Raw genomic sequence first — 23,708 nt, forward strand, 5'->3', positions numbered from 1 at the left:
GACAGCCCCGAACGCCGACGGGCGTGCCCCCGCAAGCGAGGACACGCCCGTACGAAGGCCACACCCGTCAGTTGGCTGCCAGGATGTCGACCACGAACACCAGCGTGCTGTTGGCCGGGATGCCCTGCTGCTCCTGCGCGCCGTAGCCGAGGTCCGGCGGGATGCTCATCACCACGCGGCTGCCCACCGGCACGCCCGCGAGGCCCTGCTGCCAGCCCTTGATGACCTGGCTCAGCGCGAACGAGGCCGGCTCGCCCCGGCCCCAGCTGGAGTCGAACTCCTTGTCGGTGCCCCAGATCTTGCCGGTGTAGTGGACGGACAGCGTCTGCTCGGGCTTGACCGGGGCGCCCTCGCCCTTGATGAGCGTCTTGACGACGAGCTTCTTGGACGGCTTGTCGGAGGTCTTGGTGGTCAGCGTGGGCGCCTGCTCGCCGCCCGGGTTCTTCACCTCGACGCCCTCGAGGGTCTCGCCCGTCTCGGTGCCGGAGGCGGCCTTGGGCTGGGTGCCGATCACGTCCATGACGAACACCTTCGTCGGCTCCGCCGGCGTCGTCTGCCCGGCGGCCGGAGTGGTGAGGTCGTTGGCCATGACCGCGAGGAGCCGGCCGCCGTGCTTGAGCTTGGTGAAGCCGTCACGCAGCAGCTGCGGCAGCTGCTCGTTCACCGGGAGGGTCTCCGGCGTCTTGGTGTCGTACGTGGAGCCCTGCAGGGCGTTGTCCTTGCCGTCCCAGTTCCAGACGGTGAGGTTGACGACGATCTGGTCGCCCGACTTCACCGCGGGACCGGTGCCGGCCTCCAGGACCTTGTACGACGACTTGGTGGCGGGCGCGCCGGAAGGGAAGGTCACCGTCGGCTTGGCGCCCGCCTGACCGGTGACCTTCACCCCCGCGGACCCGTCTCCGGTGCTAGCCGTATCGGAACCGCCGCAGGCGGCGGCGAAGAAGAGCAGAGGCACGGCGGCCAGAGCGGCCAGAGCGCGGCGCATGGATTGTCCTCGGGAACAGACGGTCAGATTCGCGTCACCCTACCCGAAGCAGGGTAGGCCCGAGGTAAACCCGCGCTGTCAACCCCGGCCGCTCACATGCCCGCGATGAGCTTGTCCACCCTCTCGTCGACGCTGCGGAACGGGTCCTTGCACAGCACCGTGCGCTGGGCCTGATCGTTGAGCTTGAGGTGCACCCAGTCGACGGTGAAGTCGCGCCGCTTCTCCTGGGCCTTGCGGATGAACTCGCCGCGCAGCCGGGCCCTGGTCGTCTGCGGCGGCACCGACTTGGCCTCGAAGATCTTCAGGTCGGACGCCACCCGCTCCACCGAGCCGCGCTTCTGCAGCAGGTAGTAGAGGCCGCGCTTGCGGTGGACGTCGTGATAGGCGAGGTCGAGCTGCGCCACCCGGGGCGACGACAGCGGCAGGTCGTACTTCTTGCGGTAGCGCTCGATCAGCTGGTACTTGGTCACCCAGTCGATCTCGCGGGACACCAGGTCGAGGTCGCCGGTCTCGACCGCGCGCAGCGTGCGCTCCCACAGCTCCAGCACCCGGTGGGCGATGGCGTCGCCACCGCGCCGGTCGACGAAGTCCTGTGCCTTGGACAGGTATTCCTGCTGGATCTCCAGGCTGGACGCCTCGCGCCCGTTGGCCAGCCGCACCCGCCGGCGGCCGGTCATGTCGTGGGACACCTCCCGGATGGCCCGGATCGGGTTCTCCAGGGTCAGGTCGCGCATCACGGTGCCGGCCTCGATCATGCGCAGCACCAGGTCGGTCGCGCCGACCTTGAGCAGCATCGTGGTCTCGCTCATGTTGGAGTCGCCGACGATGACGTGCAGGCGGCGGAACCGCTCGGCGTCGGCGTGCGGCTCGTCGCGGGTGTTGATGATCGGCCGCGACCGGGTGGTCGCCGAGGAGACGCCCTCCCAGATGTGCTCGGCCCGCTGCGACACGCAGTAGACGGCGCCGCGGGGCGTCTGCAGCACCTTGCCCGCGCCGCAGATGATCTGCCGGGTGACCAGGAACGGGATGAGCACGTCGGCCAGCCGGCCGAACTCGCCGTGCCGGCCCACCAGGTAGTTCTCGTGGCAGCCGTAGGAGTTGCCGGCCGAGTCGGTGTTGTTCTTGAACAGATAGATGTCTCCCGCGATGCCCTCTTCGCGCAGCCGCTTCTCGGCGTCGACCAGAAGGCCCTCGAGGATCCGCTCACCCGCCTTGTCGTGGGTGACCAGCTCTATGACGTTGTCACACTCGGGGGTTGCGTATTCAGGATGGCTGCCCACGTCCAGGTAGAGACGTGCGCCGTTGCGGAGGAAGACGTTGCTCGATCGGCCCCAGGACACGACCCGCCGGAACAGGTAGCGCGCGACCTCGTCCGGGGACAGCCTGCGCTGGCCCCTGAACGTGCAGGTCACGCCATACTCGTTCTCCAGCCCGAAGATGCGACGATCCATCACCTCACACTATGCCCCCCGATGGGGAAGCGGGAGAGATCTCCGCCCGGTGTTTTCCGGTGTCAGGGCGTGAAGATCTCCTGAACCCGCACGATCTTCCCCTTGTGCACGGTGATGAGCGCCGGTCGCTCGCCGCCCTTGGCCCGCTTGATGAGGTCGGCGCGCGGGCAGCGCTTGCGGCCCAGACCGGTGCGGCGGTCGACGGTCAGGCCGGTCATCTTCTGGCCGCAGCCGAGCGCCGACAGGAAGACCACGTTCTTCGCGATGGGCGAGGCGTAGACCCGCACGTCACCCTCGGGCGGGCCGACGAAGGAGCCCTCGGTGACCTTGCCCTTCTTCCATCGGATGGGTTCGTACTCGGCCACGCCGCCGCCGCGCACGTAGGTGATCCAGCCGCGCAGGATGCCGTTGCGGCGCGGGTGCGGCGACCTGGTGAAGTCGTGCCGGGGGTCGGCCTGGAAGGTGGTGCCGAAGATCTTGGGCGCTTTGTAGCGCGGGGTCGCGACGGCCTCGGCCGCCACGGAGGAGGTCACGAGCATCGCCGCGGCGGCGCCGCCGGCGAGGATGACGCGGATCATGGTGTTCACGGGTCGTTGGATGGCCGATCCGGCGTCGCGGTTCGGCGACCCCCGGCGTGATCCACGTCACACCCGGGGCCGCGTACGAGAGAGAACCGCTACAGCGGGGGCGAGCCGTCGTCGAACGGGCCTTCGGGACCGGTCGGCGGCGGCTTCTCGGCCGAGTCCGCCGAGGGCGGCTCGGCCGGGGACTCGGGCGGGGACTCGGCCGGGGACTCCGCTGCGGGGGGGGTCGCCGGGCCCGACGCGGCCAGCAGGCGGTCGAGCTGGGCGCCGGCCAGCCGCTTGAACTTGCGGTGCTCGCGGTTGCGGTCGAGCACCGCGACCTCCAGCTGCTCCACCGGCGGCCGGTCCCCGCCCGGCTCGGTGAGCGCCGTCAGCGCCACCTCCAGCGCGTCGGACAGCGACATCGACTCGCGGTAGTGCTCCTTCAGCCGGCCCAGCACCGCGTCGGCCTGGCCGCCCATCGCCGCGAAGCCGTGCTCGTCGAAGACCGAGCCGTCGAACGTCAGCCGGTAGATCGCGTCGCCGTCGGGCGCGTCGCCCACCTCGGCGACCACGACCTCCACCTCCAGCGACTTGATCGACTCGGTGAAGATGCGGCCGAGGTTGGACGCGTACAGGTTGGCCAGACCGCGGCCGGTCACGTCGGAGCGGTCGTAGGAGTAGCCGTTGATGTCGGCGTAGCGGATGCCGCCGAGCCGCAGCTCCTCGAACTCGTTGTAGCGGCCGACCGCGGCGAACCCGATCCGGTCGTAGATCTCGCTGATCTTGTGGAGCGCGCGCGACGGGTTGGGCGCGACGAACAGGATGCCGTCGACGTACTGCAGCACGACCACCGAGCGGCCCCGCGCGATGCCCTTGCGCGCGTAGTCCGCCTTGTCCCGCATGATCTGCTCAGGGGACGCATATCCGAAAGGCATGGACACGGGTGAGGGTCCTTTCTAGCGCAGCGGGGCGATGGGGCCGTCGGGAGCGATCAGGCGCGCGTCGAGCATCTGCTGCACGTACTCCGACACCTGTTCATCGGTCAGCCGGCGGAAGCCGTCGGCGTCGATCACCGACACGATCGGGAAGATCTTCCGCGTCATGTCGGGCCCGCCGGTCGCCGAGTCGTCGTCGGCCGCGTCGTACAGGGCCTGGATGAGCGCCATCGTGATGTCGTCGGCCGACGCCCCGTCGCGGTAGAGCTTCTTCAGCGCGCCCCGCGCGAAGATCGAACCCGAGCCGATCGCGTCGAACCGCTCGCGCTCGTAGGGCCCGCCCGCCACGTCGTAGCTGAAGATCCGGCCCTCGTCGCGGTCGGGGTCGTAGGCGGCGAACAGCGGCACCACCACCAGCCCCTGCATCGCCATCGCCAGGTTGCCGCGGATCATCGTGGCCAGCCGGTTGGCCTTGCCCTTGACCGACATCGTGCGGCCTTCGAGCTTCTCGTAGTGCTCCAGCTCCACGCGGTAGAGGCGGGCCATCTCGATGCCGGTGGAGGCCGTGCCGGCGATGCCCATGCAGGAGTAGTCGTCGGTGCGGAACACCTTCTCCACGTCCCGCTGGGAGATGATGTTGCCGGAGGTGGCGCGCCGGTCGCCCGCCATCACCACCCCGCCGGCGAACGTCGCCGCCACGATCGTGGTCGCGTGCGGAACCTGGTCTCCGATCGGCGTAGCCAGCACCTCGTCCCTGCGGGGCAGCAACTCGGGCGCGTACGCGCTCACGAAATCGGTGAACGAGGAACTTCCGTTGTTCTGGAAAAGCTGGCTCATCAAGCCGGCGGGCAGATCCCTCTTAGCCACGCGACTCCCTCCCCAATTCGATGTTCCTGAGCCGACCCTACTGGTGTTGCGTCGCTGTCTGCACTTCCCACGATCAGCTCAGGGCGAACCGTTCATCAGATCGTTTCTTTACGCCCCGCAACGCCCGTGCGATTGTCGGTATGTCTGCACGTCCTGAACAGGAGGACGACATGCGCATCCCCCGCCTGCCCGTGCTCATCGCCGCCGCCACCCTCGCGCTCGCCTCCTGCGGCACCGGCACTCCCGCCGAGGGCGGCACCATCACCCTCACCATCGCCGCCAACGCGATCTCCGGCGGGAAGAACTCCGAGTCCGCCGACTGGATCAGGAACTGGGTCATCCCCGAGTTCGAGAAGACCCACCAGAACGTGAAGGTGCTCTTCCAGCCCAGCGGCGTCGACGACGAGCAGTACAAGACCAAGCTCGCGCTCGATCTGAAGTCCGGGGCCGGGGCCGACGTCATCGACGTGGACGGCATCTGGGTCGGCGAGTTCGCCCAGGCCGGCTACATCAAGCCGCTCACCGAGGTGGGCGGCGCCGGGGTCGACTCGTGGGAGGGCTGGTCGCAGATCCCGCAGGCCGTGCAGGGGCTCGGCATCTTCGACGGCAAGAAGTACGGCCTCCCGCAGGGCACCGACGGGCGCGTCCTGTTCTACAACAAGACCCTGTTCGCCAAGGCCGGGCTGCCGGCCGACTGGCAGCCGGAGAGCTGGCAGGACATCATCGACGCCGGCGAGAAGCTCAAGTCCGCCGGGGTGCCCACGCCCATCCAGCTCAACGCCGGCACCGCGATGGGCGAGGCCACGACCATGCAGGGCGTGCTCCCGCTGCTCACCGGCGCCGGCGCCGAGATCTACGGTCAGGGCAAGTGGACCGGCGCGTCCCAGGCCATGAAGGACGTGCTCGGCCTGTACGAGCGGATCTACGGCGGCAGCGGCCTCGGCGACCCCAAGCTGCAGCAGGAGGCCAAGGGCCGCGACAAGTCCTTCACCCAGTTCGCCGACGGCAAGATCGCCATCCTGCTCGAAGGCGACTACTTCTGGCGTTCCGTCATCGAGCCCAACGCCGGGATCGCCCCGATGAAGGACCGCGACCAGGTCGTCGGCTACACCATGATCCCCGCCAGGGAGCCCGGCGCCGGCATCCGCGGCCAGGACCACGCCAGCATGTCCGGCGGCGCCGTCCGCGTGCTCAACCCCAACTCCGAGAACCCGCGGCTGGCCTGGGAGCTCCTGGCGTTCATGCACGGGGCCGAGGCCACCAAGTCGCAGCTCGCCGGCCAGGTGCGCATCAGCTCCCGCACCGACGTCAACGACGAGGTGCTCTCCGGCGACCCGATGCTGAGGTACATCGCCGAGGAGGTGCTCCCCATCACCGCCTACCGCCCCGGCCTGGCCGTCTACCCGCAGGTGTCGGTCGCCCTGCAGGAGGCCACCGCCGACGTCGTGTCGGGCAAGAGCGCCGACGAGGCGGCCGCCGCCTACCAGGCGAAACTGGAGGGCATCGTCGGCGGCGCCGCCAACGTCAGCGGCTGAGCGCGCGTCCCGGGGCGCGCCGGACCACGCCGCGCCCCGGACGGATACTGGATCCATGAGGACCTGGGTCCTGCACGTCGACCTCGACCAGTTCATCGCGGCCGTCGAGCTGCTGCGCCACCCGGAGCTGCGCGGCCTGCCGGTGGTCGTGGGCGGCGACGGCGACCCCACGCGTTCGCGCACGGTCGCCGCCACCGCCACCTACGAGGCCCGCGCCCACGGGGTGCACTCCGGCACTCCCCTGCGGACCGCCCTGCGGCGCTGCCCCGACGCCGTCTTCCTGCCCAGCGACCCGCCCGCCTACGAAGCCGCCTCGGCCCGCGTCATGGCGGTGCTGCGCGGGTTTCCCGCCGACGTCGAGGTCTGGGGCTGGGACGAGGCCTTCCTGGGCGCCCGCACCGAGGACCCCGAGGGGCTGGCCCTGGACATCCAGCGAGCCGTACGCGAGCGCACCGAGCTGTCGTGCTCCATCGGCATCGGCGACAACAAGCACCAGGCCAAACTCGCCTCGGGCTTCGCCAAGCCCGCGGGGGTGCACCGGCTCACCGGCGACACCTGGGCCCGGCAGATGAACCACCGGCCCACCGACGCCCTGTGGGGCATCGGCGCCAAGACCGCCAGGAAGCTCGCCGAGATGGGGCTGCGCACCGTCGCCGAGCTGGCCGCCGCCGACCCCGCGGAGCTCGCGGCCCGCTTCGGCCCCACCAACGGCCCCTGGCTGCGCTATCTCGCGCTCGGCAAGGGCGAGGCGGAGATCGTCACCACCCCGTGGGTCCCCCGGGGCCACAGCCGCGAGACCACGTTCCGGCAGGATCTCACCGACCCCGGCGAGATCGCCGAGCAGGTCACCGGGCTCGCCCGGCACGTCACCGCCGACGCGGCGGAGGCCGGCCGCGTCATCGTCCGCGTCACCGTCAAGGTCCGCTTCACGCCGTTCCTCACCCGGACCCGGCAGACGACGCTCCCCTCCCCCACCACCGATCTCGGCGTCGTCGTCGGCGCCGCCCTCGACGCCCTGGCCCGCTTCGATCTTGACCGGCCCGTACGCCTCCTCGGCGTCGGGACCGACTACGAGATGCCTGACGCGGGTCGCGCCTCGCCCGCCCGGTGATCCACCTGCTCCGGTCGGTCCGGACCGCGGGATCGTCACGCGGCAGTGCGGCAGGGATCACCCGGGCGCGCCACGGCGACTGCCACGGTGGCTGGCACCGTGGCTGGCACGGTGGCTGCCCTGGCGGACGGCGGGCGGCTTCAGCGTCTCGGCGGCTGTGGGCGGATGGCGGGCGGATGCGGGCGGCCGACTTCAGCGCCACCAGGCTGTCGCCGAAGTGGCCGGGCCCGTTCGCGCGGGTGTGGCAGAGGACGCCCCGGACCCGGCTGGTCCGGTGGCGACAGCCCAAGCTCTCGTGTTGGCCCTACTCTCCACCCTTTTGGACGTACGAGCGCACGAACTCCTCTGCGTTCTCCTCGAGAACCTCGTCGATCTCATCCAGAATCGCGTCGACATCGTCCGTGAGCTTCTCCTGGCGCTCCTGGACGTCCGGCGCCGCCGACGCCTCGGTCTCCTCGACCTCGGACTCGCGCCGACCGGCCTGCTTCTGCCCGCCGGTGTCCTTCGTAGCCATGCCCTACCTCCATGTCGGGGGACTTGCCTCTCAGCTCATATCTTCCCCGAACGGCCCGACATTTCGCGCCGATCGTCCCCCGACCTTACCCACTTGACTGGATAGCACTACTATCCAATACTGAGAGCCCCGACGACACAGGAGGTTCCGCGATGTCACCCGCTTCGCTCACCATGGCCGGCATTCTGCTCATCACCGTCCCCGGAGTGGCCTACGGCGGCGTGTCGCTGCTGCAGTTCCTGATGCGGAACGTTCCCGGCTACCTGGACAACCCGGTACGGCGCGGCCTGTGGCGGGCCGGGCACGCGCACGCGGGCGTGCTGGTGCTGTTCAGCCTGGTCGCGATGGTGTACGTGGATCAGGCGGACCTGTCGGACCCGGTCAAGGGGCTGGTGCGCGCGGCGATCGTGGCCGCGCCGATCCTGATGCCGCTCGGGTTCTTCCTGTCGGTGGTGCGGCCGAGCGACACCAAGCCGAGCAAGCTGATCTACCTGACGTTCCTGGGCGGCGCCTCGCTGGCGGCGGGCACGCTGACGCTGGGCATCGGGCTGCTGTGAGCCCCCGCCACGGGGTCATTCGCCGCCGGTGAGCGCGGCGACGAGGTCGGCGGCGGTGCGGCAGCGGTCGAAGAGCTCGCCGACGTGGGCCTTGGTGCCGCGCAGGGGCTCCAGAGTGGGCACACGCTGGAGAGACTCCCTGCCCGGGATGTCGAAGATGACGGAGTCCCAGGAGGCGGCGGCCACGGACTCGCTGTATTGGCGCAGGCAGCGGCCCCGGAAGTACGCGCGGGTGTCGGCGGGAGGGTTCTCGACGGCGCGCTGGACCTCTTCCTCGCTGACCAGCCGCTGGACGCGGCCGCGGGCGACGAGCCGGTTGTAGAGGCCGCGGTCGGGCCGGATGTCGGAGTATTGCAGGTCGACGAGCTGCAGCCGGGGATGCGACCAGGACAGGCCGTCACGGCTGCGGTAGCCCTCGAGGAGCTCCAGCTTGGCGACCCAGTCGAGCTCCTTCGACAGCTGCATCGGGTCCTCGGCGAGCCGGGTGAGGACGGACTCCCAGCGGTCGAGGACGTCCTTGTTCATCTCGTCCTGCGCGGTCTCGCGCTCCTCGACGTACTTGCGGGCCTGCTCCAAGTACTCCATCTGCAGCTGGACGGCGGTGAGCTTGCGGCCGTCGCGCATCGGGATCTCGTAGCGGCAGCTGGGGTCGTGGGAGACGGCGCGCAGCGCCTGGACGGGGTTCTCGACCGTGAGGTCGCGGGTCAGGAAGCCGTCCTCGATCATGGCGAGCACGAGCGCGGTCGACCCGAGCTTCAGGTAGGTGGAGATCTCCGACATGTTGGCGTCGCCGATGATGACGTGCAGCCGCCGGTACTTCTCGGGGTCGGCGTGCGGCTCGTCGCGGGTGTTGATGATGGGCCGCTTGAGCGTGGTCTCCAGGCCCACCTCGACCTCGAAGAAGTCGGCCCGCTGGCTGATCTGGAAGCCTTCGCCGCGGGAGTCCTGGCCGATGCCCACCTTGCCCGCGCCGACGACGACCTGCCGGGAGACGAAGAACGGGGTCAGGTGGCGGACGATGTCGGCGAACGGCGTGGCGCGCCGCATGAGGTAGTTCTCGTGGCAGCCGTAGCTGGCGCCCTTGGCGTCGGTGTTGTTCTTGTAGAGCTGGATGGGCGCGTTGGTGGGGATGGCGCTGGCCCGCTGCGCGGCGTCGTACATGACGCGCTCGCCCGCCTTGTCCCAGATGACGGCGGCGCGCGGGTTGGTGCATTCCGGCGTCGAGTATTCCGGGTGGGCGTGGTCGACGTAGAGCCTGGCCCCGTTGGTGAGGATGACGTTGGCGAGGCCGAGATCCTCGTCGGTCAGCTGGCTGGGGTCGGCGACCTCTCTGGCGAGGTCGAACCCTCTGGCGTCGCGCAGCGGGTTCTCCTCTTCGAAGTCCCACCGCGCTCTGCGCGCCTTGGCCGCGGACGCGGCCAGGTACGCGTTGACCACCTGTGAGGAGGTCACCATCGCGTTGGCGCCTGGCTGACCAGGTACGGAAATGCCGTACTCGGTCTCGATGCCCATCACCCGACGCACCGTCATGCGCACCCTCTGTTCGTCCGGATCTGTCTATCCGCCGTTTATATGCCCGAGCCTATGCCCTTCACAGTGCCCCAGGGTCACAGAGTTATGGCACCGACGTCTTTTCCACCTGTACCACGGGCGCGGCCGTACGCGCCGACGACCGGCGGGGCTTGAGTATGCGCTGGATGGGACGTTCGGCACAGGCATAGACGACGTACGACACGACGACGGCCGCGACGGTGGTGACGAGAGCGGTGGCCCACGGCGGCAACGCCCCGGTGAGCGGCGGGATGAGCACGACGGCGATGACGGAGTGGAACAGGTAGAGCGGGTACGTGGTCGCGCCGAGCGCCGTGAGGGCGGGGCGGGCGCGCATGCGCAGCAGGCCGAGGGCGACGAGCGCCATGACGAGATAGATCAGCGTGACGGTGACGACCACGGCGAGGTCGGTCACGGGCATGTTCTTGAACCCGGCGAGCTCGATCCGGCCGTGCACGCGGGCCAGCGCCGCGTGCAGCGACATGCCGTACGAGGCCGCGACGTAGATCCAGGGCAGCCAGGCGCTGCCGTGCTTGTGGATGAGGTAGAGGGCCATGCCGGCTACGAAGTAGGGCGCGTACCGGGGCATGAGGATCTCGTTGAGCACCGGGTCGCCGAGGAGTTCGGCGCCGAGCGCCGCGACCAGCCAGACCCCGCAGAAGACCAGGACCCGGCCGTAGGTGACGCCGGCCACGACCAGGATGGTGATCAGCAGGTAGAACCGCAGCTCGGCCCAGAGCGACCAGTAGACGCCCGAGGCGTCGCCGACCTTGAACAGCCGCTGGAACATGGTCGCGTTGACGAGGTAGTCGCCGGTGGAGAGCTTGGGGTCGAGCGCCTTGGCGCCGGTCAGGCCGTACACGGCGACGACCGCGAGCAGGCTCAGCCAGTAGGCGGGGTAGAGCCTGACCAGGCGGGAGCGGGCGAACGAGCCGAGGCCGCGCCCCCAGATGGTCATGAGGATGACGAAGCCGCTGATGATGAAGAACAGCTCGACTCCGAGGATGCCCAGCCCGGCGACGGGGGCCAGGGCGGGGAAGAGCTCGGCGGGCCGGTCGCCCCAGACGGAGGCGTAGGCGACGAGATAGTGGAAGGCCAGCACGGCCAGCGCGGCGATGAAGCGCAGGAGGTCGAGCTCGGCCAGCCGGCCGTCCCCGAGAGCGTGTTTGGGCCGGGTACTGCGTTGCACGAGACCTTGGACGTCACACTGATCACTTCGGTTCCCTTCATTCACTTTCGTCACAGCCTGTACGTGGTCACCCCGACTATCGCGACGGTGGCGACGGTGGCAGCCGGTGCGGCGGCGGCGCGGGAACCGGGCGTCCGCGACAATACGAGCACCCGTCCCTGACCCCCGGAAGGATCGTCACCACGTGAGCCCGCACGATCGCCCGTCCACCCCCGCCGACTCGCTCAGGACGGCCGCGTCGGCCCTGGAGGCGGGCGACGCCGGCCTTCTCCGGGCCGCCGCCTCGGCGCTGGAGGCAGGCGACGCCGCCGGGCTCGCCGAGGTGCTGGGGAGCATCGCGGCCGACTGTCCAGGCACACTCTCCGTGTCCGTCCGCGCCATCACTCCCCTCTGTTCCGACCCGACACACCCCTCCGAAACCCACCGGTCGGACAGCCACCCGCCAGGAACGGCACCATTCGAAACACAACCACCCGAACCCTCGCAGTCCGGGATGCACCCGCCCGGAACCCGCTATTCGGAAGCACAGCCCTCCAGGGTGCAGCCCCTCGGGGTGCAGCCCTCCGGGGTGCAGCCCTCCGGGACACAGCCGCCCGGGACTCGATCCTCGGGGGCGCAGCCATCCAGGGCGTACCCGCCAGGAAGCCAACCGTCCGGAGCACCGGGCGGAGTGGTGTCAAACGGCGGGGCGCCGGGCGGTGTGCTGGGCGGCGGGGTGCCGAGCAGAGTGATGCCGGGCGAAGAGAGGTCCGCCGGCGGAAGGCCGGACGCCTGGGGGTCGGACGGCGCGAGGTCCGACGTCTGGGAGTCGGACGGCGGGAGGCCGGACGACGCAAGATCCAACACCTGGGCATTGCACAGCGGCAGGCCGGACAGCGCAAGAGCCGACACCTGGGCATCGCACAGCGGCAGGCCGGACAGCGCAAGATCCAACACCTGGGCATTGCACAGCGGCAGGCCGGACGACGCAAGAGCCGACACCTGGGCATCGCACGGCGGCAGGCCGGAGGCTTGGGTGCCCCGCGTCGGGGAGCCGGAGGCCGAGGGGTTGGGCGGGGGCGCTTTCGCTTCCGGTCGGGTGGCCCTGGAGGGCAGTCTGCCGGGTCGCTGGGTGAAGGCGCTGGGGTGGGGTGAGGAGGTCGAGATGCCACTGGCCAGTGTCGGCAAGTTGCTGTTGCTGGCCGAGGTGGCGAGGAGCGTCGACGGCGGCACTCTGGACCCGGACGAGCCGGTGGCGCTGCTCGACGACGACTACTGCGGCGGGTCGGGGCTGCTCCAGGGGCTGGCCGCGCGGACGTGGACGGTCGGCGACCTGGCCCTGCTCACAGCGGCGGTGAGCGACAACACGGCGACGAACGCGCTGCTGCGCCGGGTGGGCCTGGACCGGGTGAACGCGACCGGGGCGGCGCTGGGCCTGACCCGCACCCGCCTGCTGGACCGGATTCGCGAGCCGCGCGGCCCCGAGCATCCGCCGGCCTTCGCCCTGGGCACCGCCAGGGAGCTGGCGGGCCTGGCCGCGCTGGTGGCCGGCCCGGAGGGGTGGCAGGTGCTGATGCGCCGATGGATGCGCGCCAACACCGACCACGGCCTGGTCCCCGCCTTCGTGTGGCACGACCCCGAAGCCGGCCGGCTGGCCAACAAGACGGGCACCGACGACGGTGTACGGGCGGACGTCGGCCTCCTGGGCCCCCTCGCCTACGCGGTGCTCGCGTCCGGCCCGCCGGGCTCCGACGAGGGACTGGCCCGGGCCGTCCGCCGGGCGGGCGCCCTGATCATCGCCGTCTCCCGGACGCTTTCCTGACCGTACGGGCACACCGGCCGATCAGGACGAGACCGCCTGATCCCTCAGACGGAGACACACGGGCGAGGGCACCCCGACCCCGGTGCGAGGTCCGGAAGCGCAGGAGCCGCCGGCCGGCGTCGTGGACGCGGGCGGCGGCTCCTGGTCGGGTCCTACAGGTACTGGCCGGTGTTGGCGACCGTGTCGATCGAACGGCCGGCTTCGGCGCCCTGCTTGCCGGAGACGAGCGTGCGGATGTAGACGATCCGCTCGCCCTTCTTGCCGGAGATGCGGGCCCAGTCGTCGGGGTTGGTGGTGTTGGGCAGGTCCTCGTTCTCGGAGAACTCGTCCACGCAGGCCGTGAGCAGGTGCTGCACCCGCAGGCCCTTCTGGTTGCTCTCCAGGAACTGCTTGATGGCCATCTTCTTGCCCCGGTCGACGATGTTCTGGATCATCGCGCCGGAGTTGAAGTCCTTGAAGTAGAGGACTTCCTTGTCGCCGTTGGCGTACGTGACCTCGAGGAAGCGGTTTTCCTCGCTCTCGGTGTACATGCGCTCCACGACGCTCTGGATCATGCCCTGGATGGTGGCCTCTCGGGAGCCGCCGTGCTCGGCCAGATCCTCGGGGTGGAGCGGAAGGTCGGGGACCAGGTACTTGGAGAAGATGTCCTTGGCCGCCTCGGCGTCCGGCCGCTCGATCTTGATCTTGACGTCCAGGCGGCCGGGCCGCAGGATCGCCGGGTCGATCATGTCCTCGCGGTTGGAAGCGCCGATGACGATGACGTTCTCCAGGCCCTCGACGCCGTCGATCTCCGACAGCAGCTGGGGCACGATGGTGTTCTCGACGTCGGACGACACGCCGGAGCCGCGGGTGCGGAAGATCGAGTCCATCTCGTCGAAGAACACGATCACCGGGGTGCCTTCGGAGGCCTTCTCACGGGCGCGCTGGAAGACCAGGCGGATGTGCCGCTCGGTCTCGCCGACGTACTTGTTGAGCAGCTCCGGGCCCTTGATGTTGAGGAAGAAGCTCTTGCCCTCCTGGCCGGTGCGCTCCGCGACCTGCTTGGCCAGGGAGTTGGCGACGGCCTTGGCGATGAGCGTCTTGCCGCAGCCGGGCGGGCCGTAGAGCAGCACGCCCTTGGGCGGCCGGAGCTGGTGCTCGCGGAACAGGTCGGAGTGCAGGTAGGGAAGCTCGATGGCGTCCCTGATCTGCTCGATCTGCCGGGAGAGGCCGCCGATCTCGTGGTAGGAGATGTCGGGCACTTCTTCCAGGACGAGCTCTTCGACTTCGGACTTGGGAATGCGTTCGTACACGTAGCCCGACCGTGGTTCGAGCAGGAGCGAGTCGCCGGCCCTGATGGGCTGGCCGACCAGCGAGTCGGCCAGGCGGACCACGCGCTCCTCGTCGGCGTGCGAGATGACCAGGGCGCGCTTGCCCTCGTCGAGGAGCTCTTTGAGCATCACGATCTCGCCGACCTCTTCGTAGCCGAGTGCCTCGACCACGTTGAGCGCCTCGTTGAGCATGACCTCCTGGCCACGCCTGAGCGAGTCGACGTCGACGGACGGGCTGACGTTCACCCGCAGCTTGCGGCCGCCGGTGAACACCTCGATCGTGCCGTCTTCTCTGGCCTCGAGGAAGGTGCCGAACCCGGATGGCGGCTGCGCCAGCCGGTCGACTTCTTCCTTGAGGGCGACGATCTGGTCCCGGGCTTCCTTGAGGGTTGCCACCAGGCGTTCGTTCTGGCCGGTAACGGCCGCGAGGTTCGCCTGTGCCTCATGGAGACGCTCTTCGAGGACCCTGGCCTGACGGGGTGACTCGGCCAGCTTCCGCCTCAGCGCGGTGATCTCCTCTTGGAGGAAGGAGACCTGTGTTGAAAGATCAGCGACCTCCCGTTCGCGCTGCGCGGCTCGAGCCTCAGCATCATCGCGAGCTGCCACGCCCCGTCACCTCCTTCCCAGTCGAGGGCGACTACTAAGGACCTTACCTATCTCGGGCCCCTCCGTAACCTGGCCGGGCAGTGTTCGTACAGTGACAATAAGTATTCGGCGAATAATCCCCAATGGGGCGTTTAATACTCCCAGCATATGAACACGGCGATCTGTTCCCGTGTCACGCATCGGCGCAGCCTCGTGGCCAAATTGTCATAGTTCTTCGGTGGTTCCCTTCGGTCTCCGGCGGCGCGGCGGCGGGGTCACGCCGTCGGCCATGCGCCTGGCGACGACGAGGAACCCGGTGTGGCCGATCATCCGGTGATCGGGCCGCACCGCGAGTCCTTCGACATGCCAGTCGCGAACCAGGGTCTCCCACGCGTGAGGCTCGGTGAAACTCCCGTGATCGCGAATGACCTCGACCGTTTTGGACAGCTGGGTCGTGGTGGCGACGTAGCAGCAGATGACGCCGCCGGGCGTGAGCGCCTTGGCGACGGCGTCGACGCACTCCCAGGGAGCCAGCATGTCGAGGATCACCCGGTCGACGTCGGACTCGTCGATGGACGAGACGAGATCGCCGACGACGAGCCGCCAGTTGTCGTCCATCGGGCCGCCGTAGAACTTCTCCACGTTCTTGGCGGCCACGTCGGCGAACTCCTGGCGGCGCTCGTACGAGGTCACGTGCCCCTCAGGGCCGACCGCGCGCAGCAGGAAGCAGGTCAGGGCGCCGGAGCCGACACCGGCCTCGATCACCCGCGCGCCGGGGAAGATGTCGGCCATGCCGACGATCATCGAGGCGTCCTTCGGGTAGATCACGGCGGCGCCGCGCGGCATGGCGAGCGTGTAGTCCTGCAGCAGGTGGCGGAAGGCGAGGTACTGGGTGCCGCCGGAGGAGCGCACCACGGAGCCCTCGGGCTGCCCGATCAGCTCGCTGTGCGGGATGGCGCCCTTGTGGGTGTGGAAGACGCCGTCCTCCTTGAGCGTGATCGTGTGGCGTTTGTTCTTGGGGTCGGTGAGCTGCACCTGATCCCCGGCCCGGAACGGCCCATGCCTGCGGAAACCCATGGCGGCAAGGTTATAGGGCTTTCGGGCAGGTCTTGACGCGCGATATCTATGGGGGATGCTCCCGCGTGAAGTGATCGCCGTCGGTTCCCTGGTGCTGCGTCCCCCGGTGGACGCGGACGCGCCGGCGGTACGGGTGACCTGCGACGACCCGCTGACCGCCCGCTATCTGCCGCTGGTGCCGTCGCCGTACACGCTGGAGGACGCGCACGAGTACGTACGCTGGGCCAAGACGGTGTGGGAGGCCGGCGGCGCGGAGTTCGCGATCACCGAGGACGGCCGCTACGTCGGGTCGGCCGGCGTGCAGCCGGTGAGCGCGTACGGGACGACGGAGATCGGGTTCGTGGTGGCGCCGTGGGCGCGCGGCCGGGGCGTCGCCGGGGCGGTCGCCCGGGGGCTGACGGAGTGGCTGCTCGACCACGGGGTGGAGCGGGTCGAACTGGAGGCCGAGATGGGCAATCTCGCCTCGCTGAAAGTCGCCTACCGCGCCGGGTTCACCGAGGAGGGGCGGCGGCGTGACGCCAAGGCGCTGCGCGACGGCCGGCGGGCGGACCTGGTGTCGTTCGCCCGGCTCGCCCGCGACACCGGTGCGCCGGTGCGGCCCGCGCTGCCGTTCTTCGAGGGCGGTTTCGAGCGCGGTGAGCTGAGCGACGGGGTGGTCCGGCTGACCTCGCTGGCGGTGGCCGACGCCGCCGAGTTCCGCCGGATGCTCAACGACCCGAGCGTGGCCCAGTTCGGCGTGGGGCCGGGCGACTCGCCCGAGGACGACGTGCGGCGCTGCCGGGCCACGGGCTACCTGTGGCTGTCGGGGCAGCGGATCGAGCTGGCGGTGCGCGACGCGGCCGGGACGTTCGCCGGTCACCTGCAGCTCGTGAACGTCATGCCGGTTTTCGGCCAGGCCATGATCGGTTACTCCCTGCTGCCGGAGTTCCGGGGCAAGGGGCTGATGACGCGGGCGGTGCGGCTGCTGTCCGACTGGACGTTCGCGAACACCTCGCTGCACCGGCTGGTGGCGGGCACGGACGCGGCCAACACGGCCTCGCAGGCGGTGCTGGAACGTGCCGGGTTCGTGCGGGAGGGGGTCCGGCCGGAGTTCTTCCCGCAGGCGGACGGGAGCCGCACGGACGAGATCTCCTGGTTGCGGCTGCGCCCGGGAAGAGCGATTTCCTCTTGAGGTCTGGTCAAGGGCCCGGCGCGGGGTGATACTCCGGGTCACCGCCCCTGAGTGTCGCGTGATCAGGCTGCGCGAACTCTCCCCCTGACGAGGGAATGCCGCGATGCCGCTTGACTGTGCCGAAGTCGCCATGCGTGAGCTCGTCTCCACCTTCACCTGCGTGTCCTCGGCCGGGCTGATGGAGCGCCTGGCACGGACCGCCGCCGCCGTCGTGCGGGTGGGGTATGCCGGTTTCGTCCGGGTCGACCCGCTACGGGAGGATGCCTGCGCGGTCCTCGTCCACGTGCCGCCGGGCGACCCGCTGCGGGTCCGGCCCTGGCTGGCGGAGTCGGGGGTCCTGAAGGAGCTGGCGGTGGCGCCCGGGCCGGTCCTGCTGGCCTGCGACCGGTCGGTGGGGGCGCCGGGGTTCCTGGCCATGCCGGTGGCCGCGGCGACCAGCGACCACGCCTTCCTGTGGGCGGCGGGCCGCGCCTTCGACGAGCGGGACGAACACCTGCTGGGCCGCTTCGCGACGGCCGCGGGCCGAGCCCTGGAGGCCTCCACCGGGCTGGAGGCGGCGGCGCGGCTCCTGCGCGGTGTCCAGGGCTTCCCCCTCGCCGGCCCACGCTGACCCGCCGAATCCCCGCCCGGTCAGGCGTCGCCCGCCGGCGCCTGACCGTCAGCCGCGGTGGGCTTCGAAACGGAGCGTACGGGAGACGCCGACGCGGACGGTGGTGCCCGGTGCGATGGTGACCGGCTCGTTCGGCGGGATGTCGTAGAAGTTGGGGTCGCCCGGCGGCTGGATCTGGGTGCCGTTGACCGAGCCGAGGTCGACCAGGTTGACGTCCCAGCCGTCGAGCGCCACGCGCAGGTGACGGCGCGAGACCGAACCGTCGGGGCTGGTCACCTTGGCCGGGCGGGCGCTGCCGCCGGCGACCTCGGGCGCCCGCTCGGGGTCGCGGCCCAGGAGGTAGTCGGCCTCCAGCGGCAGGGCGGTGCCGTCGTCGAGGACGAGGACGCCCAGCGAGGGGCGCGGCCCCTTGTAGGGGACGAGCGCGCGCTGCACGAGGGCGATGCCGCACACCGCGCAGTAGGGCGCGCGCGGGTCGTTGAAGTGGTCGTTCTTGCAGTCGACGCCGTAGACCAGCGGCCGGTCGCCGTGCTCGGCCTGCTCCTGGACGGGCGCGGGCTGCTGCTCCTGCTGCTGCGGCGGGCCCATGGGGGGATGCGGGTCCTGCGGGGGCGGGCCCATGAGGGGCGGGCCGGGGTCGTAGTGGTCCTGCGGCGGCGGGCCCATGGGGGCGGGCTGCTGCTCGTACTCGGGCATGGTGCCGTTGCCGGACAGCGGCGGGGCGGCGTGCGCGGGCTCGTCGTAGGAGGGGAACGGCACCGGCTCGGGCCGGGCGGGCGGCTGGTCGACGACCGGCGGGCCCACCTGCGGCTGGGAGTGGGGCTGCGGCCGCGGCTGGGGGCCGGAGGGCGGCTGGAGCGACGGCTGCGACGGCTGCGCGGGCTGCTCGGGGCCCGACATCGGGTAGGGCGGAGCCTGGGCGGGCGCGGGCGGCTCCTGGCGCGGCATCAGGTCGGGCTCGAAGTGGAGCGCGGTGTTGGGCATCTCGCTGGTGAGCGGCCTGGACGGGGCAGGGCTCTGGGCGTGGCCCGGGGACCCGCCCCGGGCGGTGAGCTCGCCGACGATGCCGCCGCCGTGCACCACGCCGCTCTCGAAGACGACGGCGGGGTGCGGCCGGCCGGCGCCGGGCAGGGTGAGCTCGACGCGCTCGACGGGGCCGCCGATGAGCCGGTCGGCCCAGGTGAGCGAGTCGCTGCCGGACAGGCGCGTCTCGCCGCCGGGGCCGGTGACCTGGGCGGAGGCTGCTCCGCTGACCAGGACGGCCACGCCGTCGCCGACGCGGCCCGCGACGGCGCAGGTGCCGGGATCGCCGGTCATGGTGGCGGCGAGCACCTGGGCGGCGCGCCGGGCGAGCGCCCTGCCGTCGCCCCCGGATGCGGCCGTCTGGCGCAGCGCGTCGATCAAGCGGGTGCCGGAGGCCTCGTCGACGTCGCACACCAGCAGCAAGCCGCTCTCGTACGCGACGAGCCCGTTGCCGGGAAGCGGCCGCACCGTCCCGAAGCCCTGGTCCGTCATGAGTCCTCCCACATGACCGTGCTGCGCTCGGTCACTCAACTGTCCTTCCCGGAAGCAGGCGATGCCGTGGTGCGCGCATCGCCGTGCTGGCCACCAGCCATACGCATACCCAGACGGCGGGACCGCGTCGCGTCTCGATTCGGTGAACCGGTGGACGTGGCAAACCCGTCAACTGTGCAAGTTTGGCCAAACAGCACACTATCGGGCCAGACGTCCTGCGTTCGAATCGCCAGGCCGGCTAGATCACCGGGGACGACACTAGTCGTGGCCGGCCGCATATTCGAGTGGGACAAATCAGACGCCGCTGAAGACCCGGTTGACGTCGGCGGTGGACAGCACGCCATAGATCTCGCCACCTCGTTCGACCAGGAGGTACTCGCCGGCGGGGGCGTCGCGCATGGCGTCGATGAGGTCCTCGCCCGCCAGGTCGGCGGCCAGGACCATGGACGGCTCCAGCGCCTTGGCCATGGCGCCGGTGTTGACCCAGGGGCGGCGGTGCTCGGGGGTGGCCTGCACGGCCGACTCGTTGACGATGGCCAGCGGGCGGCCCTCGTGGTCGACCACGACCAGGGCGCCGGCGTGCTCCTCGGCGGCCCGGCGCAGCGCCTCGGCGAGCGGCGTCTCGGCCGTGACCGGGATCGCCCGGCGGGCCAGGGCGCGGGCGTTGAGCTGCGGGATGCGGGCGCGGATGCGGGCCACCCGCAGCGCCTGGGAGGCGCCCATCCAGATGAAGGAGGCCAGCACGACCGGCCAGATGAGGTCGCGGAAGTCGATCTCCCGCCCGGTGGCCGTCGCCAGGCCGAACGGGGCGGCGACGAGCAGCACGGCCAGGATCCGCCCGCCCCACGCGGCGGCGACGGTGCCGGTGCCGGGGTTGCGGGCGAGCTTCCACACGCCCGCGCGGAGCATCCGGCCGCCGTCGAGCGGCAGGCCGGGCAGCAGGTTGAAGACGCCGACGATGAGGTTGGCCACCCACAGCTGCCAGATGAGCACCTCGGGGACGCCACCGCCGGTGATCAGGAAGGTGTCGGCGAGCCAGCCGATCCCGGCCAGCCCGAGGGAGAGCACGGGCCCGGCGGCCGCGACCATGAACTCCTTGCCGGGGGTCGGCGGCTCCTTCTCGATCTCGGAGACGCCGCCGAGCAGATAGAGGGTGATGCGGCGGACGGGCAGGCCGTACCACTTGGCCAGGACGCTGTGGGCCAGCTCGTGCAGCAGCACCGACACGTACAGCAGCACCGCGAAGGCGAACGCGACGGCGTAGGCGGCGGCGGAGCTGATCTCGGGCAGCATCTGGCGGAAGGTGTCGCCGAACAGCCAGGTGATGAAGGCCGCGACGATGAACCACGTCCACGACACGTAGACCGGGATGCCGAACGGCTTTCCCATCCGAAGACCGGAGAACTCCTGTCGCGGGCTCTGCTCGCTCACCGCACTCCTTGACTTCCGCACGCCGTCAGCACGACGCCCGCTCACAACCGTCGGCCAGGGCCGCGCCTGCCTTGATGCTACGCGCAGGTTCGGGTGATCCAGGACGGGCGTGGCCTTATTGTGTCGGGGAGGTGTCCTAGAGTGCGGGTCATGACGTTGACCGAGCCGGAGATCATCGGAGCCCTCTCCCCGTCCCGGGCGGGCGACTTCATGACCTGCCCGCTGCTCTACCGCTTCCGGGTGGTCGACCGGCTGCCGGAGAAACCCTCGCAGGCCGCGGTGCGCGGCACGGTCGTGCACGCGGTGCTGGAGCGTCTCTACGACCTGCCGGCGCCGGAGCGCTCGGTGCGCGCCGCGCTGGAGCTGCTGGAGCCGCAGTGGCGGCGGCTGCTCGACGACGACCCGCAGCTGGCGGAGATGTTCACCGGTGCCGAGGAGCAGTCGGCGTGGCTGGGCCAGGCGCGCGAGATGCTGGAGCGCTACTTCACCCTGGAGGACCCGACCCGCCTGGAGCCGGCCGAGCGTGAGCTCTACGTGGAGGCGGTCCTCGACGGCGGCCTGATGCTGCGGGGCTACGTCGACCGGCTGGACGTGGCGCCGAGCGGCGAGGTCCGGGTGGTCGACTACAAGACGGGCAGCGCGCCGGGGCCGGAGTTCGAGGCCAAGGCGCTGTTCCAGATGAAGTTCTACGCGCTGGTGCTGTGGCGGCTGCGCCGCAAGGTGCCGCGGTTGCTGCAGCTGGTCTACCTGGGCGGGCGCGGCGAGGTGCTGCGGTACGCGCCGGACGAGGCCGACCTGCTGGCCACCGAGCGCAAGGTGAAGGCGCTGTGGAAGGCGATCGAGCGGGCGCTCGACACGGGCGAGTGGCGGGCGCGGCGCAGCCGGCTGTGCGACTGGTGCGATCATCAGGCGCTCTGCCCGGAGTTCGGCGGCACTCCCCCGCCGGTGCCCGACCGGCAGCCGGGCGACACGGTGCGCGGCAGCCGCCGCGCGGCCACCGACGAGCTGTAGCCGCCTTATCCTCCTGCAGGAGGAGGCTGCCCGGGTTCGCGTGTGCCTAGAGTGAGGCGGTGCGCGCAGACCGAACGACGTTCCATGACTCGGTCCTGGCGGTGCTGGTGGCGGCGCTGTCGCTGGCGCTGTTCCTGACCCAGGACGTCGACCGGCTGGAGGCGCAGGGGCTGGTCGTGGAGGGGCTGCGCGGCCCCGACGCACTGGGCGCGGCCCTGGTCCTGGTGGCCTGCGTGCCGGTGGCGGCGCGGCGGCGCTGGCCGCTGGCGGCGCTCTGCGCGAGCCTGGCGCCCGAGACGCTGCTGGCCGCCCTCGGCTACGGCTACGGGCTGAGCGGCGCGGCCACGCTGGTGATGCTCTATTCGGTGGCGTCCAACCGGGGGCTGGCGGCGGCGCTGTGCGGACTGGTGGTGTCGCTGGCGGTCTATGCGGCGGGGTCGGCGGCCGGGCCGGTCCGCACCGCCCACTGGCGCGATCAGCTGATGATGGCCGTGGTGCTGGTCGCGGTCTGGGGCACGGGCCGGAGCCTGCGGCTGCGCCGCGCCTACCAGGAGGAGCTGAAGGACCGGGCGGCGCGGCTGGAGCGGGCGCACGCGGCCGACACGCGGGCGGCGCGGGCCGAGGAGCGCTCCAGGATCGCGCGGGAGCTGCACGACGTGGTGGCCCACCACGTGTCGGTGATGACGGTCCAGGCGGCGGCCGCGCGCAAGGTGCTGGCGACGGATCCCGAGACGGCGCGGGAGGCGCTGACCGCGATCGAGCACACCGGCCGGCTGGCGATGTCGGAGATGCGCGACATCGTGGGCGTGCTCCGCACCGGTCCCGGCGTGGAACTGGGGCCGCAGCCGGGGGTGTGCGACCTGCCCGCGCTGGTGGAGCAGATGACGGAGGCGGGGCTGGCGACCCGGCTGACGGTGGAGGGCGAGGCGGTCCCGCTGCCCGCCGGGATCGACCTGGCCGCCTACCGCACGGTCCAGGAGGCGCTGACCAACAGCCTGCGTCACGCGGGGCAGGGCGCCAAGGCGGTGGTGACGGTCCGCCACCGGCGGTGCGAGCTGGACGTGCGGGTGGTGGACGACGGGCGCGGGAGCGCCACGCCGCCGGAGGAGCCGGGCCATGGTTTGGTGGGGATTCGCGAGCGGGTGGCGCTCTATGGTGGAATTCTGACCATCGGCCCGAGATCGGGGGGCGGGTTCGAGGTACGGGCGAGATTCCCGCTGAAGGACGGATCATGACGATCAGGGTGCTGCTGGTGGACGACCAGCCGCTGCTCCGCACCGGTTTCCGCCTGATCCTGGAGGCGGAGCCCGACATCACGGTCGTGGGGCAGGCCGGCGACGGCAAGGCCGCTCAGGAGCAGACCCGGGCGCTGCTGCCCGACGTGGTGCTCATGGACATCCGCATGCCGGGGGTCGACGGCATCGAGGCGACCCGCCGGATCGTGCGCGACGCGCCCCGCGCGGTCCCGGCGGCGCACGTGCCGAAGGTGCTGGTGCTGACGACGTTCGACCTCGACGAGTACATCGTGGAGGCGCTGCGGTCGGGGGCGTCGGGGTTCCTGCTGAAGGACGTGCCGCCCGACGAGCTGGTGCAGGCGATCCGGGTGGTGGCGGCGGGCGACGCGATCGTGGCGCCGAGTGTGACGCGCAGGCTGCTCGACCGGTTCGCGACCCGGCTGCCGTCGGCCCACGAGCAGGTCACGCCCGCGCAGCTGGACCGGCTGACCGAGCGGGAGCTGGAGGTGCTGCGGCTGATCGCCAAGGGCATGTCCAACGCGGAGATCGCGGCCAAGCTGGTGGTCAGCGAGACGACGGTCAAGACCCACGTCGGCAACGTGCTGACCAAACTGGGGCTGCGTGACCGCGTCCAGGCGGTGGTGCTGGCCTACGAGACCGGGCTGATCACGCCGGGCGCCCTGTCGTAGCGGGCGCCCGGG

21 protein-coding genes are annotated in these 23,708 nt (G+C 70.9%); 9 read left to right on the forward strand and 12 right to left on the reverse strand.

All coding sequences use genetic code 11. The annotated features are described in order from the left end of the window. Positions 1 to 67 precede the first annotated feature (67 nt). The 5 genes from ACGFI7_RS26450 to prcB all read right to left on the reverse strand — a co-directional run bounded on the left by ACGFI7_RS26450 (position 68) and on the right by prcB (position 4,804). Positions 68 to 985 (reverse strand): FKBP-type peptidyl-prolyl cis-trans isomerase, encoded by a 918-nt coding sequence (locus ACGFI7_RS26450; protein WP_393409254.1) that lies wholly within the window; start codon positions 983 to 985, stop codon positions 68 to 70. 92 nt (positions 986 to 1,077) lie between these two features. After that, positions 1,078 to 2,436, reverse strand: coding sequence for a Pup--protein ligase (pafA, locus tag ACGFI7_RS26455; protein WP_148031426.1), 1,359 nt, complete (start codon positions 2,434 to 2,436; stop codon positions 1,078 to 1,080). Between the two features lie 62 nt (positions 2,437 to 2,498). Continuing rightward, positions 2,499 to 3,014: a hypothetical protein gene (locus ACGFI7_RS26460; RefSeq protein ID WP_393409567.1), complete on the reverse strand. Its 516-nt coding sequence runs from the start codon at positions 3,012 to 3,014 to the stop codon at positions 2,499 to 2,501. Positions 3,015 to 3,112: 98 nt separating this feature from the next. Next, complete coding sequence (prcA, locus tag ACGFI7_RS26465; protein WP_393409255.1) at positions 3,113 to 3,937, reverse strand: proteasome subunit alpha; 825 nt, start codon at positions 3,935 to 3,937, stop codon at positions 3,113 to 3,115. A 21-nt stretch (positions 3,938 to 3,958) separates the two neighbouring features. After that, positions 3,959 to 4,804: a proteasome subunit beta gene (prcB, locus tag ACGFI7_RS26470; RefSeq protein ID WP_393409257.1), complete on the reverse strand. Its 846-nt coding sequence runs from the start codon at positions 4,802 to 4,804 to the stop codon at positions 3,959 to 3,961. A 170-nt stretch (positions 4,805 to 4,974) separates the two neighbouring features. Here prcB and ACGFI7_RS26475 point away from each other — a divergent pair, with 170 nt between their 5' ends. Together ACGFI7_RS26475 and ACGFI7_RS26480 are read left to right on the forward strand one after the other, a co-directional pair. After that, positions 4,975 to 6,339 (forward strand): extracellular solute-binding protein, encoded by a 1,365-nt coding sequence (locus ACGFI7_RS26475; RefSeq protein WP_393409259.1) that lies wholly within the window; start codon positions 4,975 to 4,977, stop codon positions 6,337 to 6,339. Positions 6,340 to 6,394: 55 nt separating this feature from the next. Further along, entirely contained in the window at positions 6,395 to 7,450 is a 1,056-nt protein-coding gene (locus ACGFI7_RS26480) for a DNA polymerase IV (RefSeq protein WP_393409260.1), read from the forward strand. Positions 7,451 to 7,754: 304 nt separating this feature from the next. On the opposite strand, the gene ACGFI7_RS26485 is transcribed toward ACGFI7_RS26480, so the two are convergent. Beyond that, positions 7,755 to 7,964 carry a ubiquitin-like protein Pup gene (locus ACGFI7_RS26485; protein WP_148432818.1) on the reverse strand — a complete coding sequence of 70 codons (210 nt, stop codon included), beginning with the start codon at positions 7,962 to 7,964 and terminating at the stop codon, positions 7,755 to 7,757. Between the two features lie 152 nt (positions 7,965 to 8,116). Here ACGFI7_RS26485 and ACGFI7_RS26490 point away from each other — a divergent pair, with 152 nt between their 5' ends. After that, the gene (locus ACGFI7_RS26490) at positions 8,117 to 8,521 is read left to right on the forward strand and encodes a hypothetical protein (protein ID WP_393409262.1); all 405 of its coding nucleotides are present in this window, start codon (positions 8,117 to 8,119) and stop codon (positions 8,519 to 8,521) included. A 15-nt stretch (positions 8,522 to 8,536) separates the two neighbouring features. Here the strand turns inward: ACGFI7_RS26490 and dop are convergent, their stop codons facing one another. Further along, positions 8,537 to 10,051 carry a depupylase/deamidase Dop gene (dop, locus tag ACGFI7_RS26495; RefSeq protein WP_393409264.1) on the reverse strand — a complete coding sequence of 505 codons (1,515 nt, stop codon included), beginning with the start codon at positions 10,049 to 10,051 and terminating at the stop codon, positions 8,537 to 8,539. Positions 10,052 to 10,136: 85 nt separating this feature from the next. Continuing rightward, a complete protein-coding gene (locus ACGFI7_RS26500; protein WP_393409266.1) occupies positions 10,137 to 11,261 on the reverse strand; it encodes an acyltransferase family protein in 1,125 nt (374 codons plus the stop codon). Between the two features lie 1,078 nt (positions 11,262 to 12,339). Between ACGFI7_RS26500 and ACGFI7_RS26505 the strand changes: the two genes are divergently transcribed. Beyond that, positions 12,340 to 13,062: a serine hydrolase gene (locus tag ACGFI7_RS26505; protein ID WP_393409569.1), complete on the forward strand. Its 723-nt coding sequence runs from the start codon at positions 12,340 to 12,342 to the stop codon at positions 13,060 to 13,062. Between the two features lie 152 nt (positions 13,063 to 13,214). Here the strand turns inward: ACGFI7_RS26505 and arc are convergent, their stop codons facing one another. Both arc and ACGFI7_RS26515 read right to left on the reverse strand, forming a co-directional pair. Further along, positions 13,215 to 14,978, reverse strand: a complete 1,764-nt coding sequence (gene arc, locus ACGFI7_RS26510) for a proteasome ATPase (protein WP_393409267.1) — start codon at positions 14,976 to 14,978, stop codon at positions 13,215 to 13,217. Between the two features lie 204 nt (positions 14,979 to 15,182). After that, complete coding sequence (locus ACGFI7_RS26515; RefSeq protein ID WP_393409268.1) at positions 15,183 to 16,034, reverse strand: tRNA (adenine-N1)-methyltransferase; 852 nt, start codon at positions 16,032 to 16,034, stop codon at positions 15,183 to 15,185. A gap of 55 nt (positions 16,035 to 16,089) precedes the next feature. Between ACGFI7_RS26515 and ACGFI7_RS26520 the strand changes: the two genes are divergently transcribed. After that, positions 16,090 to 17,205 (forward strand): GNAT family N-acetyltransferase, encoded by a 1,116-nt coding sequence (locus tag ACGFI7_RS26520; protein WP_393409270.1) that lies wholly within the window; start codon positions 16,090 to 16,092, stop codon positions 17,203 to 17,205. Positions 17,206 to 17,308: 103 nt separating this feature from the next. After that, positions 17,309 to 17,815: a hypothetical protein gene (locus tag ACGFI7_RS26525; RefSeq protein ID WP_393409271.1), complete on the forward strand. Its 507-nt coding sequence runs from the start codon at positions 17,309 to 17,311 to the stop codon at positions 17,813 to 17,815. Positions 17,816 to 17,863: 48 nt separating this feature from the next. On the opposite strand, the gene ACGFI7_RS26530 is transcribed toward ACGFI7_RS26525, so the two are convergent. Further along, positions 17,864 to 19,330, reverse strand: a complete 1,467-nt coding sequence (locus tag ACGFI7_RS26530) for an FHA domain-containing protein (protein WP_393409273.1) — start codon at positions 19,328 to 19,330, stop codon at positions 17,864 to 17,866. Positions 19,331 to 19,624: 294 nt separating this feature from the next. Then, positions 19,625 to 20,761, reverse strand: a complete 1,137-nt coding sequence (locus ACGFI7_RS26535; protein ID WP_393409275.1) for a site-2 protease family protein — start codon at positions 20,759 to 20,761, stop codon at positions 19,625 to 19,627. Between the two features lie 150 nt (positions 20,762 to 20,911). Here ACGFI7_RS26535 and ACGFI7_RS26540 point away from each other — a divergent pair, with 150 nt between their 5' ends. From ACGFI7_RS26540 to ACGFI7_RS26550, 3 genes are read left to right on the forward strand one after another with little or no spacing between them, the layout of a single operon-like run. Then, positions 20,912 to 21,772, forward strand: coding sequence for a RecB family exonuclease (locus tag ACGFI7_RS26540; protein WP_393409276.1), 861 nt, complete (start codon positions 20,912 to 20,914; stop codon positions 21,770 to 21,772). A gap of 59 nt (positions 21,773 to 21,831) precedes the next feature. Next, positions 21,832 to 23,007, forward strand: a complete 1,176-nt coding sequence (locus ACGFI7_RS26545; protein WP_393409277.1) for a histidine kinase — start codon at positions 21,832 to 21,834, stop codon at positions 23,005 to 23,007. Then, positions 23,004 to 23,696, forward strand: a complete 693-nt coding sequence (locus ACGFI7_RS26550) for a response regulator (RefSeq protein ID WP_393409279.1) — start codon at positions 23,004 to 23,006, stop codon at positions 23,694 to 23,696. Before ACGFI7_RS26545 ends, ACGFI7_RS26550 begins: the two co-directional genes overlap by 4 nt. Positions 23,697 to 23,708: the final 12 nt, after the last annotated feature.

The organism is Nonomuraea sp. NPDC048826, assembly GCF_043198225.1.
In the GTDB taxonomy this organism is placed as follows: Bacteria; Actinomycetota; Actinomycetes; order Streptosporangiales; family Streptosporangiaceae; genus Nonomuraea.

Bases quoted from the DNA above. Each gene is read 5' to 3' on its own strand.
- ACGFI7_RS26460 (WP_393409567.1), bottom strand. From the start codon at position 3,014: ATGATCCGCGTCATCCTCGCCGGCGGCGCCGCCGCGGCGATGCTCGTG.
- ACGFI7_RS26520 (WP_393409270.1), top strand. From the start codon at position 16,090: ATGCTCCCGCGTGAAGTGATCGCCGTCGGTTCCCTGGTGCTGCGTCCC.
- ACGFI7_RS26475 (WP_393409259.1), top strand. From the start codon at position 4,975: ATGCGCATCCCCCGCCTGCCCGTGCTCATCGCCGCCGCCACCCTCGCG.
- ACGFI7_RS26540 (WP_393409276.1), top strand. From the start codon at position 20,912: ATGACGTTGACCGAGCCGGAGATCATCGGAGCCCTCTCCCCGTCCCGG.
- ACGFI7_RS26515 (WP_393409268.1), bottom strand. From the start codon at position 16,034: ATGGGTTTCCGCAGGCATGGGCCGTTCCGGGCCGGGGATCAGGTGCAG.
- ACGFI7_RS26480 (WP_393409260.1), top strand. From the start codon at position 6,395: ATGAGGACCTGGGTCCTGCACGTCGACCTCGACCAGTTCATCGCGGCC.
- pafA (WP_148031426.1), bottom strand. From the start codon at position 2,436: ATGGATCGTCGCATCTTCGGGCTGGAGAACGAGTATGGCGTGACCTGC.
- ACGFI7_RS26450 (WP_393409254.1), bottom strand. From the start codon at position 985: ATGCGCCGCGCTCTGGCCGCTCTGGCCGCCGTGCCTCTGCTCTTCTTC.
- ACGFI7_RS26485 (WP_148432818.1), bottom strand. From the start codon at position 7,964: ATGGCTACGAAGGACACCGGCGGGCAGAAGCAGGCCGGTCGGCGCGAG.
- ACGFI7_RS26550 (WP_393409279.1), top strand. From the start codon at position 23,004: ATGACGATCAGGGTGCTGCTGGTGGACGACCAGCCGCTGCTCCGCACC.
- dop (WP_393409264.1), bottom strand. From the start codon at position 10,051: ATGACGGTGCGTCGGGTGATGGGCATCGAGACCGAGTACGGCATTTCC.
- ACGFI7_RS26530 (WP_393409273.1), bottom strand. From the start codon at position 19,330: ATGACGGACCAGGGCTTCGGGACGGTGCGGCCGCTTCCCGGCAACGGG.
- prcA (WP_393409255.1), bottom strand. From the start codon at position 3,937: ATGCCTTTCGGATATGCGTCCCCTGAGCAGATCATGCGGGACAAGGCG.
- ACGFI7_RS26490 (WP_393409262.1), top strand. From the start codon at position 8,117: ATGTCACCCGCTTCGCTCACCATGGCCGGCATTCTGCTCATCACCGTC.
- ACGFI7_RS26525 (WP_393409271.1), top strand. From the start codon at position 17,309: ATGCCGCTTGACTGTGCCGAAGTCGCCATGCGTGAGCTCGTCTCCACC.